Origin of the sequence: Marivita sp. (assembly GCF_017643905.1) — a bacterium.
GTDB lineage: Bacteria > Pseudomonadota > Alphaproteobacteria > Rhodobacterales > Rhodobacteraceae > Marivita.
In genome coordinates, this window is record NZ_JAEPMO010000020.1 from 1 (window position 1) to 14,113 (window position 14,113).

The 14,113-nt window shown below is 60.9% G+C and carries 15 protein-coding genes; 8 read left to right on the forward strand and 7 right to left on the reverse strand.

What is annotated here, in order from left to right; translation table 11 throughout:
- The 6 genes from JJ869_RS04785 to JJ869_RS04810 all read left to right on the forward strand — a co-directional run.
- Positions 1–616, forward strand: a 616-nt coding sequence (locus JJ869_RS04785) for an ABC transporter permease (RefSeq protein WP_292264950.1), incomplete at its 5' end; no start/stop codon positions are given.
- Entirely contained in the window at positions 613–1,428 is an 816-nt protein-coding gene (locus JJ869_RS04790) for an ABC transporter permease (protein WP_292264952.1), read from the forward strand. The genes JJ869_RS04785 and JJ869_RS04790, both read left to right, overlap by 4 nt.
- Positions 1,425–3,041 carry an ABC transporter ATP-binding protein gene (locus JJ869_RS04795; RefSeq protein ID WP_292264954.1) on the forward strand — a complete coding sequence of 539 codons (1,617 nt, stop codon included), beginning with the start codon at positions 1,425–1,427 and terminating at the stop codon, positions 3,039–3,041. Before JJ869_RS04790 ends, JJ869_RS04795 begins: the two co-directional genes overlap by 4 nt.
- Positions 3,019–4,464 (forward strand): aldehyde dehydrogenase family protein, encoded by a 1,446-nt coding sequence (locus JJ869_RS04800; RefSeq protein ID WP_292264955.1) that lies wholly within the window; start codon positions 3,019–3,021, stop codon positions 4,462–4,464. The genes JJ869_RS04795 and JJ869_RS04800 overlap by 23 nt, the downstream gene beginning before the upstream one ends.
- Positions 4,465–4,476: 12 nt before the next feature.
- Complete coding sequence (locus JJ869_RS04805) at positions 4,477–5,217, forward strand: SDR family oxidoreductase (protein WP_292264956.1); 741 nt, start codon at positions 4,477–4,479, stop codon at positions 5,215–5,217.
- 85 nt (positions 5,218–5,302) lie between these two features.
- Complete coding sequence (locus JJ869_RS04810; RefSeq protein WP_292264957.1) at positions 5,303–6,310, forward strand: P1 family peptidase; 1,008 nt, start codon at positions 5,303–5,305, stop codon at positions 6,308–6,310.
- A 36-nt stretch (positions 6,311–6,346) separates the two neighbouring features.
- Here the strand turns inward: JJ869_RS04810 and JJ869_RS04815 are convergent, their stop codons facing one another.
- The 4 genes from JJ869_RS04815 to ribA are packed head-to-tail and all read right to left on the reverse strand — an operon-like array spanning position 6,347 to position 9,333.
- Positions 6,347–7,138 (reverse strand): SseB family protein, encoded by a 792-nt coding sequence (locus JJ869_RS04815; RefSeq protein ID WP_292264958.1) that lies wholly within the window; start codon positions 7,136–7,138, stop codon positions 6,347–6,349.
- Positions 7,135–7,716: a uracil-DNA glycosylase family protein gene (locus JJ869_RS04820; RefSeq protein WP_292264959.1), complete on the reverse strand. Its 582-nt coding sequence runs from the start codon at positions 7,714–7,716 to the stop codon at positions 7,135–7,137. Before JJ869_RS04820 ends, JJ869_RS04815 begins: the two co-directional genes overlap by 4 nt.
- A gap of 25 nt (positions 7,717–7,741) precedes the next feature.
- Positions 7,742–8,248, reverse strand: coding sequence for a L,D-transpeptidase family protein (locus JJ869_RS04825; RefSeq protein ID WP_292264960.1), 507 nt, complete (start codon positions 8,246–8,248; stop codon positions 7,742–7,744).
- Positions 8,245–9,333, reverse strand: coding sequence for a GTP cyclohydrolase II (gene ribA / locus JJ869_RS04830; protein ID WP_292264961.1), 1,089 nt, complete (start codon positions 9,331–9,333; stop codon positions 8,245–8,247). The genes JJ869_RS04825 and ribA overlap by 4 nt, the downstream gene beginning before the upstream one ends.
- Before the next feature lie 159 nt (positions 9,334–9,492).
- On the opposite strand from ribA, the gene JJ869_RS04835 reads away from it, so the two are divergent.
- On the forward strand, positions 9,493–10,179 hold the full coding sequence (locus JJ869_RS04835; protein ID WP_292264962.1) for a response regulator transcription factor: 687 nt from the start codon (positions 9,493–9,495) through the stop codon (positions 10,177–10,179).
- A 143-nt stretch (positions 10,180–10,322) separates the two neighbouring features.
- Here JJ869_RS04835 and JJ869_RS04840 read toward each other — a convergent pair whose 3' ends face one another.
- Together JJ869_RS04840 and pnp are read right to left on the reverse strand one after the other, a co-directional pair.
- Positions 10,323–10,841 (reverse strand): CIA30 family protein, encoded by a 519-nt coding sequence (locus tag JJ869_RS04840; RefSeq protein WP_292264963.1) that lies wholly within the window; start codon positions 10,839–10,841, stop codon positions 10,323–10,325.
- Between the two features lie 108 nt (positions 10,842–10,949).
- Complete coding sequence (pnp, locus tag JJ869_RS04845; protein WP_292264964.1) at positions 10,950–13,091, reverse strand: polyribonucleotide nucleotidyltransferase; 2,142 nt, start codon at positions 13,089–13,091, stop codon at positions 10,950–10,952.
- A gap of 207 nt (positions 13,092–13,298) precedes the next feature.
- On the opposite strand from pnp, the gene JJ869_RS04850 reads away from it, so the two are divergent.
- Entirely contained in the window at positions 13,299–13,520 is a 222-nt protein-coding gene (locus JJ869_RS04850; RefSeq protein WP_292264965.1) for an N-(5'-phosphoribosyl)anthranilate isomerase, read from the forward strand.
- A 240-nt stretch (positions 13,521–13,760) separates the two neighbouring features.
- Here JJ869_RS04850 and rpsO read toward each other — a convergent pair whose 3' ends face one another.
- A complete protein-coding gene (gene rpsO, locus JJ869_RS04855; protein ID WP_292264966.1) occupies positions 13,761–14,030 on the reverse strand; it encodes a 30S ribosomal protein S15 in 270 nt (89 codons plus the stop codon).
- Positions 14,031–14,113: the final 83 nt, after the last annotated feature.

The window sequence follows — 14,113 nt, forward strand, 5'->3', positions numbered from 1 at the left end:
CATCGCATTTCCCGCTGGTATCTTTGCGGCCGCACGTCGCGGAGGACCGGGCGATCTGGCGGTCACAGGCGCGACCCAACTTGGTGTCGCAATTCCGAACTTCTGGTTTGCAATGATGCTCGTGCTGATCTTCGCAATCCAGTTGCGCTGGTTCAGCGCAGGTGGCTTCCCCGGTTGGGACAAGGGGTTTTGGGGAGGGATGAAGGCGCTGACACTGCCGGCCATTGCCCTTGCCCTACCGCAAGCCGCGATCCTGACGCGGGTGATGCGGTCGTCGCTTCTTGACATACTCGGCGAAGATTTCATGCGTACCGCGCGCGCCAAAGGCCTTTCGTCCCGTCAGGCACTGTGGCGGCACGGTCTGCGCAATGCGTTGATTCCGGTGCTGACGATCATCGGCCTGCAATTCGCCTTCCTGATGGCAGGGGCGATCATCATTGAACAGGTGTTCTTTCTGCCGGGGCTTGGGCGACTGATTTTTCAGGCCATCACGCAGCGCGATCTGATCGTGGTGGAATCTGTGGTCATGCTTCTGGTCTTTGCCGTCATCACGGTGAATTTCCTCGTCGATCTGGCCTACGCCGCTGTCGATCCCCGATTGAGGACACGGACATGAGCCGCAACCTGATCCTTGGCGGGCTGTTGACGGGGGTCTTCGTGATCGCGGCCTTTCTGTCCTTTGTCTGGACCCCGGACAGCGTCGAGGCGATGAATATTGCGAACCGCCTCAAACCGCCCAGTGCCGACAACCTGCTGGGCACCGATCATTTCGGACGGGACATTCTGTCGATGTTGATGGTGGGCGCGCGCACCTCCATTGCGGTGGCGCTGGTCGCGGTGGGCATCGGCATGGGCCTCGGCGTCCCCTTGGGGCTGGCCGCCGCCGCAAGGCGCGGCGGGATGCTGGACGAGGTCATCATGCGCATGAATGATCTGATCTTCGCGTTCCCGTCGCTTGTCATCGCCATCCTGATCACCGCCGTGTTTGGCCCCTCCGCCACCAACGCAATCATCGCCATCGGCATCTTCAACATTCCCGTCTTCGCCCGCATCACACGGGGCGCCGCGCTCAGCCTGTGGAAGCGCGAGTTCATCATGGCCGCACAGGTCGCGGGCAAGACGCGCACCCGCATCAGCGTCGAGCACATCCTGCCCAACGTGGCGAACCTACTGATCGTGCAGGGTACCATCCAGTTCAGTCTTGGTATCCTGGCCGAAGCGGGCCTGAGCTATGTCGGCCTTGGCGCGCAGCCCCCGATCCCAAGCTGGGGACGGATGCTCGCGGATGCGCAGACCATGGTGTCGCTGGCCCCCCATGTTGCACTGATCCCCGGACTGACCATTGTGGCGATGGTGCTGGGGCTCAACCTCTTGGGTGACGGACTTCGCGACGCGCTGGACCCGCGCCTCAAGGTCGTCCGCGCATGAGTCTTTTGAACATCGAAAACCTGTCACTTGCGATCCATGGCACACCGATCCTGCATGGCATTTCGCTGAAGATCGCGACAGGTGAGATCACCGCACTGACCGGCGAAAGCGGGTCAGGGAAATCCATGACCGCCTTTGCAACAATGGGCCTCTTGCCGAAAGGCGCGACAACAACCGGTAGCATCATCTTTGATGGCGCAGACCTGTTGTTTCTGTCCGAACCGCAGATGTGCAACCTGCGCGGGCGCGAGATCGGCATGGTGTTTCAGGAACCGATGACCGCGCTCAACCCGGTGCAGACCATCGGCGCACAGGTGATGGAAACCATCCTCATCCATAAAGCGATGCCGCCTGATAAGGCGGAAGAGCGCGCACGCGAGGTACTCGCCCGCGTGGGCCTGCCGCCTGACCGCTTTCCCCTGTCCCGCTACCCCCACGAACTCAGCGGCGGTCAGCGGCAGCGCGTGGTGATCGCCATGGCCATCGCCCTGCGCCCACGCCTGCTGATCGCGGACGAGCCGACAACCGCGCTTGATGTCACGACACAGGCGCAAATCCTCGATCTGCTCAAGCGGCTGGTCAAGGAAGACGGTATGGCGCTTATGATGATCACGCATGACCTCGCCGTGGTCAGCGATATGGCGGATAGCCTGAACGTCATGCGCCACGGAGAAATCGTGGAGGCCGGGCCAACCGCACAGGTCCTGCGCGACATGCGTCACCCCTACACGCGCGCTCTTTTCGAAGCGTCCCGCCATCAGGCCGATCTTGGCACAGCCAAGGCTGATGGTCCTTTACTGTCCGTTCGGAACGTCAGCCGCGACTACCCCCTCCCCCGAACATCGCTCTTCGGCACACGACCAATGTTCCGCGCGGTGAAGAACGTCAGCTTCGAGATAAGGCGTGGCGAACGTGTCGGCCTCGTGGGTGAATCCGGCTGCGGCAAGTCCACCCTCACCCGCGCCATCCTTGGGCTGGAACCGGTACAGGCGGGACAGATCACCCTCGACGGCGATCCAGTCTGGCAGGACGGTCATCCAAACCTCACAGTACGGCGCAAAATGCAGGTGGTGTTCCAGGATCCTTACGGCAGCTTCAACCCCCGCCACCGCGTCTCGCGCCTGATCACCGAACCCTTCCATCTGCTGCCTGACCCGCCAAGGGGTGCGGCACGTGATGCGGCGATTGCCGAAGCCCTGACCGCCGTCGGGCTGAAACCCGAGGATGCGGAAAGACACATCCACGCCTTCTCCGGCGGACAGCGTCAACGCATCGCCATAGCCCGCACACTGATCATCAAGCCGGACCTGATCGTCTTTGACGAGGCGGTCTCGGCGCTGGACGTGCGGGTGCGGGCACAGATCCTTGATCTGATGGGCGACCTCAGCCGCGCCTATGGTCTCACCTATCTTTTCATCAGCCATGACCTGAGCGTCGTGCGCTCCATCACAGACCGCGTGATGGTAATGCGCACGGGAGAAATCGTCGAGGACCGGCCAACCGCCGACATCTTCGCAGCACCCGACCACCCCTATACGCGCGAATTGATGAACGCCGCCCCACAGCTTCCCCCCTTCCCAGAGGCCCAAGATGCTCCCCACCCTGCCCTTTGATCCCAGCCATGTCCTGATCGGCGGCACATGGCGTTCCACCACCGACACGTTACCTCTGGTCAATCCGTCTGACGGCAGCACGCTGTGCCAGATCGCGCGCAGCACCGAAGCAGATGTGGATGCCGCGGTCGCCGCAGCCCAATCTGCGTTGGACGGCGCATGGGGCAGGATGAGTGCGCTGGAGCGGGGACGCTGTCTGACGCGACTGGGCCAGCTAGTGTTGGAGCACGCAGATCTTTTGACGACGCTGGAAACCCTCGACGTTGGCAAACCCGTGACCCAGGCCCGTGCCGATGCCATCGCCCTTGCGCGGTATTGCGAATTCTACGGTGGCGCTGCGGACAAGGTGCATGGTGAGACCATCCCCTATCTCGACGGCTACACCGTCTACACCCTGCGCGAGCCGCATGGCGTGACGGGGCACATCGTACCGTGGAACTACCCGATGCAAATCATCGGCCGGTCGGTTGGTGCCGCTCTCGCAATGGGCAACGCCTGCGTTCTGAAACCCGCCGAGGACGCCTGCCTCACTGCGCTGATGTACGCTCATCTCGCCAAAGAGGCGGGTTTTCCAGAAGGCGCACTGAACGTCGTGCCCGGCGTTGGAGCGGAAGCCGGCGCCGCTCTTGCCCGTCATCCCGGCGTTCAGCATCTGAGCTTCACCGGATCGGTCCAGACCGGCAAAACCATCCAAAAGTTCGCCGCTGAAAACGTGGTGCCGGTCACGCTGGAACTCGGCGGCAAGTCCCCGCAGATCGTGTTCGACGATGCCGATATCGACGCCGCGCTGCCCTTCCTTGTCAACGCGGGGCTTCAGAACGCAGGCCAGACCTGCTCCGCCGCGTCGCGCATCCTGATCCAACGAAAAATTTACGACACCGTGGCGACCCGCATGGCCAAGGCTTACCGCGCCAAGATCATAGGCCCCGCCAGCAGTGACCCCGATATCGGCCCACTGATCTCGACCAGGCAGAAAGCGCGCTTCGAGACCCTGCTTGAAGCCGCCCACGACGTGCCGTGCATCGCCGAAACACCGATACCAAAGGACCTGCCGCCCGATGGGGCCTATGTTCAACCCCGCCTATACGGCCCCGTCCCACCGGATCACCCGCTCGCACAGGACGAGCTTTTCGGCCCCGTGCAGGTGCTGATCCCCTTCGACACCGAAGACGAGGCAATCAAGATCGCCAATGGCACGATCTATGGCCTTGTTGCTGGGGTCTGGACAGACAGTGGCGCCCGCCAGATGCGGCTGGCCAAGGCGCTGAAAACCGGGCAGGTTTTCCTCAACAATTACGGCGCGGGTGGCGGGGTCGAACTGCCCTTCGGCGGCATAGGCAAATCCGGCCATGGTCGCGAAAAGGGGTTCGAGGCGCTCTATGGCTTCTCGACCCTGAAAACAGTCGCCGCGAAACACGGGTAAGGGAGGACCACCATGAGGCTCAAGGACAAGACCGCCATCGTCACCGGAGGCGCTTCGGGCTTTGGCGCAGGCATCGCGCGCAAATTCGCAGCCGAAGGTGCTACGGTGATGGTCGTCGACCTGAACACCGACGCCGCCAAAACCATCGCGCAAGAGATCGGTGGCCATTCCCACACCGCCGACGTATCAAACGGCGATCAGGTGGCCGACATGATTGAAACCGCGATCAAGACGATGGGCCATGTCGACATCATGGTGAACAACGCCGGTGTGACCCATCTGCCCGGAGCAATGGAAGACATTACCGAAGAAGATTTCGACCGGGTCTTCGCCGTGAACTGCAAATCCGTCTACCTGAGCGCCCGCAGTCTGGTTCCGCATTTCAAGCATCGCGGATCGGGAAACATCCTCAACATCGCCTCCACCGCAGGTGTGTCACCGCGCCCACGCCTCAACTGGTACAACGCCTCTAAAGGCTGGATGATCACTGCCACCCGTACCATGGCCGTTGAACTGGCCCCGATGGGCATCCGCGTCAACGCCCTCAACCCGGTGGCGGGAGAAACGCCGCTCCTCAAAAGCTTCATGGGAGAGGACACACCGGAAATCCGCGCCAAGTTCCTGTCCACGATCCCGCTTGGCCGCTTTTCCCAGCCCGAAGACCTTGGCAATGCGGCCGCGTTCCTGTGCTCGGACGAAGCCAGCATGATCACTGGCGTCTGCATGGAAGTGGACGGGGGCCGTTGCATTTGACCCGCTCTTCTCTGGTTTACAAATACTTCGGGGAGTGTGAGGGGCTGGCCCCTCACTCCAACGCAGCCACACGCGGAGCGCCGAAATGACGCCCGGCCCGCGCAACCTGATCACCGATGTTGCTGGCCTTGCCGTTGGTAACGCACAGGACGACAACCTGAAGTCGGGAACAACCGTCCTGTTGTCAGAAGACGGCCCCATGACCACCAGCTATGCCGTGATGGGCGGCGCGCCGGGCACCCGGGACACCGACCTCTTGGAACCGGACAAGACCGTTCCCGGCGTCGATGCGATTGTGCTGTCGGGTGGGTCGGCGTTCGGCCTCGCCGCCGCGCAGGGGGTAATGGATGCGCTGGCGCAACAGGGGCGCGGGTTTCAGGTGCATTCTGCACGCGTGCCGATTGTTCCGGCGGCGATCATTTTCGACCTGCTGAACAACGGGCAGAAGGGTTGGGCCAAAAATCCATACCCGGCGCTGGGTCTGGATGCGCTGGGCAATATCGCCCACGACTTTGCCCTCGGCACAGCTGGCGCAGGCACAGGGGCGACGGATGCCCAGCACAAGGGTGGGTTGGGCTCGGCCTCTCTGGTCTTGCCTGACGGCACCACCATCGGCGCGCTCGTGGTGGTCAATGCCTTGGGGAGCGCGACCACGCCAAGCGGCAAGCACTTCTGGGCCGCGCCGTTCGAGATTGGTGAGGAATTTGGCGGGCTTGGTCCTGATCCGACGGCAAACCTCCAAGCCCTGCTGCCCAGCCGCAAAACCGCTGCAATGGCACAACATGGCAATACCACCATCGGTGTGGTCGCAACGGATGCCCGATTGGACAAAGCCGCCTGCAAACGTTTGGCCACAGCGGCTCATGACGGGTTCGCACGGGCTTTGGTTCCGGCACACACACCCTATGATGGCGACCTGATCTTCGCGTCCAGCACGGCGCGGCGCGGTCCGCCTTCGGACGAAGTGATGCCGCTGCTGGGCCACTACGCGGCGGTCTGCATGTCCCGCGCCATCGCGCGCGCGATCTGGGAAGCCACGCCAAGCGACGACGACGCCCTGCCAACCTTTCGACAGGCGCTCGGGCAATACTGACCCGTCAGTTTTGCAAACTCCGCAGACGGAATTTGCTCACCGCAGGATCGGAGGTTTCTCCGGATCGCTGCCCGGTGCGACACGCTCCACGCGGGCAGGCGCTTCGGGTTCTGGCAGATCGAACCGCAGCCCGACCCGCGCCAATTGGGCTGTGACCGGATCGCTGTCGCGCAGGAACACCACGTCCAGCGCAGCCGCTTCCAAGCCCGAGAACACCAGGGCTTCCTGAATGGCCCGCGCCAATGCGCTTTCCGCCCCCGGGACTGCACCGGTAAAGCCGATCAGATGCCCCCGGACACCCGTGTCATAGACCACCTCGGCCAGGTACCCGCGCCGCGCCAAACCGGTGGCTGTGCGCAACTTGGCGTCAATCGCTTCGAGCAGCCCATCCGGCAAAGCTCCGGGTGCGCGCAGCTCCTCTGGCCGCGCTTCGGTTTCGGACGGGCCTTGTGCAACGGTCTCGGCCAACCAATCCACTGCCTCGGACGGCAACAGGATCGACGAAGTCGCGACCTCCGGGTTCAAGGCAATACCAATGCCCTGCCCGGCCAGCATCCCGACAATCGAGCGCCCGGACAACGCCGCATAGGGTACGACGCGCCCGGCGAAATCGCCCAGACGGTCTTCGGTGTCGAAGACCAATACAAACCGCGCATCCCCCAGATCGAACAATTCGGGTTCCGCCTGATCGCCTTCAGCCTCGCGCGCCAGCATGAGAAAAAGCTCCGCCTCGGCCAGTCGGTCATAAAAGCGCAGTCGCGGTGCATCCGCTTCGGGATCGGCCTCCATCGCGGCATGTGCGTGGTCGAGCGGAGTTTGCAAAGTCATCCCATCACCTCTTGCACCCGGGTCCGCAAGGCAGGCAGCACCTCGGCCTCAAACCACGGGTTTTTCTTCAGCCAAGCGGTATTGCGCCAGCTTGGGTGCGGCAAGGGCAGAACCGACGGCCAATGGTCGCGCCATTTGCGCACGGTCTCTGTTACCCCGATCCTGGTACGCAGATGATATTTGTGCGCATAGCCTCCGACGACCAGCTTGAACGGCACGTGGCCTACGAGGTCCAGCACTTCCGCATGCCATGTCTGGCGGCACACAGCGGGCGGCGGCAGGTCCGAGCCAGCCGCATCATACCCCGGAAAGCAAAAGCCCATGGGTACGATGGCGACACGGCTTTGATCATAGAACGCGGTCCGGTCCAACCCCAGCCAGTCCCGCAAACGGTCACCAGAGGGATCATCGAATGGAATCCGGCTGGTATGCGCGCGCATGCCTGGAGCTTGTGAACAGATGAGCAGCCGGGCGCCGGGGCGAAACCAGACCACGGGTTTGGGGCGGTGCCGCGTCGCTGTCGCGGCAAAGCGGTCTGCGCACAGAGTGCAGTTTGAAAGACGGTCCTGAACGGTCATGTCACCGGATGTAATGCCGTGCGGCTCAGGTCAATGCCTCGGGAACGATCAGCCTTGTCCCGTGGCGGATCAGACCGGCGATCCGGTGCAGGTGATCCGGGCGAAATGCCACGCAGCCTTCGGTGGGATAGCCCGGCCTGCGCCAGCGGTGCAGAAAGATGGCAGAGCCCCCGCCCTTTTCGGCACGCGGCCAGTTCCAATCCGTGATGATGACAAGATCATAGAGCCTGTCGCCCCGCCGCAGGATTTCATGGCTGTAGGGATACGGCGCGCGAACCATGAGGTTGTAATCCTCGTGGGTCGGGTCGTCTGACCAGAGATCGCCTGGTCGGATCGGCACAGCCCAATCGGTTGGCCGCGCCATTCGGTCCGGACGGTACAGCAGCCCGACAATGCGGTGCACACCGACCGGGGTGCCACCATCGCCCTCGCGTTTCTCAGCTCGGATGCCGCCTTTGCCGATGGTACAGGGCCACATGCGGCCCATGAAGCGTAAACCCTGCCGGGTCAAAACCATGTCGCGCGGCGTCACAGAAGGTGCCCCGACTTGCGCGCCTTGGTGGCGAGGTATTCTGTGTTGTGTGGGTTTTCCCCGACCTTCAGAGGCACGCGCTCAGCCACGGTGATGCCCTGTTTTTCCATCATCGCAATCTTGGCCGGGTTGTTCGTCATCAGCCGAACAGAGCTGAACCCAAGCTTGCGCAGCAATTCGGCGCCGATGCGGAAATCCCGTTCATCATCTTCGAACCCAAGGCGATGGTTGGCTTCGACCGTGTCGAACCCCTGATCCTGCAACGCATAGGCGCGCATCTTATTGGCAAGCCCGATCCCCCGCCCTTCCTGGTTCAGGTACAGCAGGACACCTTCGCCTTCAGCCCCCATCGCCGCCAAGGCACCGTTCAGCTGCGGACCGCAATCGCATTTGAGGCTGCCCAGAAGATCGCCGGTAAAGCAGGCCGAGTGCAATCGCGACAGCACCGGCTTGGCGCGATCCGGGCGTCCGATCTCGATCACGTAATGCTCTTCCGACCCGTCCTCGGGACGAAACACATGCAGGCGCGCATTCTGTGCCGCGCGCAACGGCACCCGCGCGGACACAACACTGTCGAAGACAACAGATGCGCCCAAACGTGGAGCGGCGGCGGCCGGATCAAGCAATGTCAACGCATGCGCGGTCGCGAACGCCCTGGCGTCCGCCAGCGGTGCCACGATCACCGCAGGCAGCAATCGTGCAGACTTGGCCAGCGTGACCGCCAGTCGGTGCAGGGTGGGATCGCCTTCGCGGCGGGTCACCAACGGCCCTTTCATCGGATGGGACAGATCGTCGGCGGGATCGGCCACCGCCTGCACCCAGCGGAGCGTTGCATCCTTTGGCAGCACCACGCGCGCCACATCGCCATCATAGGCCCGCGCCTTGAGCGTTGCGGCACGACGCCCGCTCAGCACAAGATCGACATCACTGCCCAGAGCCATCACATCCCGAAGCCTGTCCGTGCCCAGCGACTCGACGGCAAGCACCAGAAGGCCGTGCGCATTGCCCAGAACAATTGGCACACCCATGCGCAGATCCGCCCTTGCGCGGGCCATAAGATCGGTGATGTCAGGTGCCAGCGCCATGTAACCTTGGGTCTCTCACGGGGGTCTTTTGCAACAAAAGACCCCGATTTATGAAACATTTGGCCTCTGCATACACGAGGCCGTGAAACACTTGCAGCAATTCTTGCCGACGCGCAACGTCTTGCCCATCTGTCTTGAAACCGACGGAGAGACAACACGATGGCACAGCTCAAGAATATCCTACTGGTCGACGACGACGACGACCTGCGCGAGGCTCTGGCAGAGCAACTGGTCATGACCGAAGACTTCGAAGTGTTCGAAGCGGATTGCGGGACTGCCGCGATGGGTCGGGTCAAGGAGCAGCTTTATGACCTGATCATCCTCGATGTGGGTCTGCCCGATACAGATGGCCGCGAACTCTGCCGCCTGATGCGAAAGCAAGGGGTCAAGGCCCCGGTGCTCATGCTGACCGGGCACGACTCGGACGCTGACACCATTCTGAGCCTTGATGCCGGTGCCAACGACTATGTCACCAAACCGTTCAAGTTCCCGGTCCTTCTGGCGCGCATCCGTGCGCAGTTGCGCCAGCACGAACAGTCCGAAGACGCCGTCTTTACGCTTGGACCATACACGTTCAAACCGTCGATGAAGCTTCTCATGACGGAAGACGACAAGAAAATCCGTCTGACGGAAAAGGAAACCAACATCCTGAAGTTCCTCTATCGCTCCACCGATGGTGTGGTCGCGAGGGACACGCTGCTCCACGAGGTGTGGGGCTACAACGCTGGCGTGACGACGCACACGCTGGAAACACACATCTATCGCCTTCGGCAAAAGATTGAACCCGATCCCTCCAATGCGCGTTTGCTGGTGACGGAATCGGGTGGCTATCGCCTCGTGTCATAAGACCTTGGTCTATTTTGATTCAGATCAAAGAAGCATGGCACACGCATCTTTTATCTGGGTCGTAACAGTTCCCGTCGCATATGCGGGTCATCATATGCACCTCCCTGTTGGACCTGGCCCCGGATACTCTCCGGGGTCTTTTTTTAGGAGAGGCGGATGTCGCTGACCGAGACGTCCGCGCCATAGTCATCGCCATAAGCCACGATGGCGATGCTATTGACGTCAGCAGCGGTCACCATCGCCGGCATGCCCATATGGGACGGGCTGAACATATCGAACGGAATATCCACGCTGTGCCACTTGGTCTTGGCGACAAAAGGCGCGCGATAGGAATGCCAGACACGCGACAAGTTCGGCGTCTTGAGGAACACGAAATACCGCGCTCCATTGCCTTGGACACGCAGCCGCAACCCTTCGGCATTGTGCGGCCAAGGCTCTGAAAACCGACGGCGCGCCTGAATGAAACCTCCGTTGTTGTCGGTCCGGACTGTGCCATGCAGACGCAAGGCTCTCTTGTTGCCATCGCCGACAATCTCGGCCCTCCCCGATGACACGCCGCCCATCACGGTATCAGCAACAAAATCCCACCTTTCGGCAGCGTCACCTGAAAAATCTTCGAATACGGTTTCCGAGAGCGATTGCCCCACAAACATGATCGACATGACCATTCCCCCTTAGCCCCGTGGGACAAATAGTCCACTCGGAGAATAAAAAAGCGCCTCTGAATGAGGCGCTTTTCTTTCAGACACTTAGTCGTCCAAGGATCACGATCACTCGGCGTCTTCAGCTTTTTTCTCTGGTGCCAGCTCTTCGCCGGTTTCCTGATCGACCATCTTCATCGCAAGGCGCACCTTGCCGCGGTCATCAAAGCCCAGAAGCTTGACATAGACTTCCTGACCTTCCTTGAGCACATCCGACGGATGGTTCAGGCGACGGTTCTCGATCTGGGACACGTGCACCAGACCATCCCGCTTGCCGAAGAAGTTCACGAAGGCGCCGAAATCGACGATCTTCACGACCTTGCCCTTGTAGACATGGCCCTCTTCCGGCTCTGCCACGATCGAATAGATCATGTCATAGGCGGTCTTGATGGCTTCGCCATTCGGGCTGGCAATCTTGATGACACCATCGTCGTTGATGTCGACCTTGGCACCGGACACTTCCACGATCTCGCGGATGACTTTACCGCCCGAGCCGATCACTTCACGGATCTTGTCGGTCGGGATCTGCATCGTCTCGATGCGCGGCGCGTGGATCGAGAATTCCGCAGCACCCGTGAGCGCCTTGTTCATCTCACCAAGAATATGCAGACGGCCTGCTTTCGCCTGAGCAAGAGCCTTCTTCATGATCTCCGGTGTGATGCCCGCGACCTTGATGTCCATCTGCAGCGACGTGATCCCGTTCTCGGTTCCCGCCACTTTGAAGTCCATGTCGCCAAGGTGATCTTCGTCACCCAGGATGTCGGTCAGAACGGCGTAAGAGCCATCCTCTTCGAGGATCAGACCCATCGCGACACCGGCCACTGCAGATTTCAGCGGAACACCAGCATCCATCATGGACAGCGAGCCACCGCAGACCGACGCCATCGAGGACGAGCCGTTGGATTCGGTGATCTCGGACACCACGCGAATGGTGTAGGGGAAATCGGTCGGTGCCGGCAGAACAGCCTGCAGCGCGCGCCACGCCAGTTTACCATGACCAATTTCGCGACGCCCCGGCGACCCGACACGCCCAACCTCACCCACAGAGTAGGGCGGGAAGTTGTAGTGCAACAGGAAGTTGGAGCGGGAGTTGCCATGCAGCGCATCGATGATCTGTTCATCGTCGCCGGTGCCCAGCGTGGTCACAACAAGACCTTGCGTTTCACCACGGGTGAAAAGCGCAGACCCATGAGTCCGCGGCAGAAGACCGGTTTCACACACGATCGGACGCACGGTGTCGAGAGCACGCCCGTCGATCCGCTTGCCTGTCTTGACAACATCACCGCGCAGAACCGATGCCTCGAGCTTTTTCAGGGCGGAACCAAGGTTCTCATCCGCAAGCTGCTCTTCGGTCAGGGCTTCCATGATCGCCGATTTGGCTGCGGACACGGCCGTGGTGCGTTCCTGCTTGTCGGTGATCGCATAGGCGGCGCGGATCTTGTCCTCGCCTGCGGCTTTCACCGCCGCATAAAGGTCGGAGTAATCCGGCGGCTGGAAATCAAACGGCTCTTTCGCGGCGTCTTCGGCCAGATCGATGATCAGATCGATCACCGGCTGGATCTGTTCATGCGCAAACGTCACAGCGCCGAGCATTTCGTCCTCGGTCAGCTCGTACGCTTCGGATTCCACCATCATCACGGCGTCTTTGGTGCCTGCGACAACCAGATCGAGCCGCTGCTCGGGGTTGTTGCGCAGCTGGTCCATATCCTCGACCTCGGGGTTGAGGATGTATTCGCCATCGACATAACCCACACGGCAGCCCGCGATCGGGCCCATGAACGGCGCGCCGGAAATGGTCAGCGCAGCGGAGGCTGCAATCATCGCCACGATGTCGGGGTCATTGACCAGATCGTGCGACAGAACGGTACACATCACCAGAACTTCGTTCTTGAAGCCCGGCACGAACAGCGGGCGGATCGGACGGTCGATCAGGCGCGCGGTCAGCGTTTCCTTTTCGGTCGGACGCGCTTCGCGCTTGAAGAAGCCACCTGGCACTTTACCGGCGGCATAGTATTTTTCCTGGTAATGGACGGTCAGCGGAAAAAAGTCCTGACCGGGTTTGGTCTGCTTTGCAAAGGTCACGTTGGCCATGACCGAAGTCTCACCGAGGGTAGCAATCACGCTGCCATCGGCCTGACGGGCAACCTTGCCCGTTTCCAGTGTGAGCGTTTCTTCGCCCCACTGCATGCTTTTCGTCGAAATGTTGAACATCTTCGTTTCCTGTAAGGGAGCACTCCCGGCCCTCCGGGTCTCCCGTTTTCATGGCGGCCCCATTGCCGCCGACCCTTTCATCATTCCATGCGCCAGGGTCGAAGCGTCACGTCTCAGATTATGGGGCCATACAGGATTATTGCGGGTTTGGAAAGGGATCTGACATGTCTTTACGTCGGCTTAACCCTGCATGGGCAAGGGTGGTTTATGGAAGTCGTAGACCGTCACATCCCGGATCAATGGATCGAACAGGTTTTTGCTGCAAAGGCCGTTGCAAAAGGCGGAATTGTGCGACGCGCAGTGCCGTGGGTGGAACGCGAAATCGGGCGGGAGCGGTTCATCTGCGAAGTCGAGGGACGCGGATTTCATCTGCTTGAATGTGCAGGTCAATTCATCGTCATCTGTTCGGACGCCCCGGTTAAGCGTTGATTGTGATGCCGCCCAAGCCTGCTCTGTTTCCCGCATGATCCGATTGACCGCACTTTGTGGATGGCAAACACTCTTGTTCGCAGGCCCCGAATTTTCTGCGAAAATTCGGGGAAACAGATTAAGGTTTCATTACGCCCAGCACCTCAATATTTCGACCAGGGCAAAAAGAAAAAGCCGCGCAAAGATTGCGCGGCCATATTCGAATATCCCCTGCAATTCACATGAGGATGTCCAAAATCCTCAGCGGCGAATGCCCAGACGCTGGATCAGATTCTGATACCGCTCTTCGTCTTTGGCTTTGGTGTAATCGAGAAGCTTACGACGCTGCGCAACCAGCTTGAGCAGACCACGACGCGAATGGTTGTCTTTCTTGTGGGTCTTGAAGTGCTCGGTCAGGGTAGCGATACGCGAGGTCAGGATGGCAACCTGGACTTCGGGCGAACCGGTGTCGCCGTCTTTGGTTGCGAATTCCTTGATCAGGCGATTCTTTTCTTCAACAGTGATCGACATCGGGATCTCCTTTCGAAGGTTTGAGTGAATGGCACAAGCCGGGATGTCGTCCAGCAGGGCCCGTGGAGAATCTCCGCACGATG

Coding starts and splice junctions, on each gene's coding strand:
- JJ869_RS04790 (WP_292264952.1), top strand. CDS start 613: ATGAGCCGCAACCTGATCCTTGGCGGGCTGTTGACGGGGGTCTTCGTG.
- JJ869_RS04795 (WP_292264954.1), top strand. CDS start 1,425: ATGAGTCTTTTGAACATCGAAAACCTGTCACTTGCGATCCATGGCACA.
- JJ869_RS04800 (WP_292264955.1), top strand. CDS start 3,019: ATGCTCCCCACCCTGCCCTTTGATCCCAGCCATGTCCTGATCGGCGGC.
- JJ869_RS04805 (WP_292264956.1), top strand. CDS start 4,477: ATGAGGCTCAAGGACAAGACCGCCATCGTCACCGGAGGCGCTTCGGGC.
- JJ869_RS04810 (WP_292264957.1), top strand. CDS start 5,303: ATGACGCCCGGCCCGCGCAACCTGATCACCGATGTTGCTGGCCTTGCC.
- JJ869_RS04815 (WP_292264958.1), bottom strand. CDS start 7,138: ATGACTTTGCAAACTCCGCTCGACCACGCACATGCCGCGATGGAGGCC.
- JJ869_RS04820 (WP_292264959.1), bottom strand. CDS start 7,716: ATGACCGTTCAGGACCGTCTTTCAAACTGCACTCTGTGCGCAGACCGC.
- ribA (WP_292264961.1), bottom strand. CDS start 9,333: ATGGCGCTGGCACCTGACATCACCGATCTTATGGCCCGCGCAAGGGCG.
- JJ869_RS04835 (WP_292264962.1), top strand. CDS start 9,493: ATGGCACAGCTCAAGAATATCCTACTGGTCGACGACGACGACGACCTG.
- JJ869_RS04840 (WP_292264963.1), bottom strand. CDS start 10,841: ATGTCGATCATGTTTGTGGGGCAATCGCTCTCGGAAACCGTATTCGAA.
- pnp (WP_292264964.1), bottom strand. CDS start 13,091: ATGTTCAACATTTCGACGAAAAGCATGCAGTGGGGCGAAGAAACGCTC.
- JJ869_RS04850 (WP_292264965.1), top strand. CDS start 13,299: ATGGAAGTCGTAGACCGTCACATCCCGGATCAATGGATCGAACAGGTT.
- rpsO (WP_292264966.1), bottom strand. CDS start 14,030: ATGTCGATCACTGTTGAAGAAAAGAATCGCCTGATCAAGGAATTCGCA.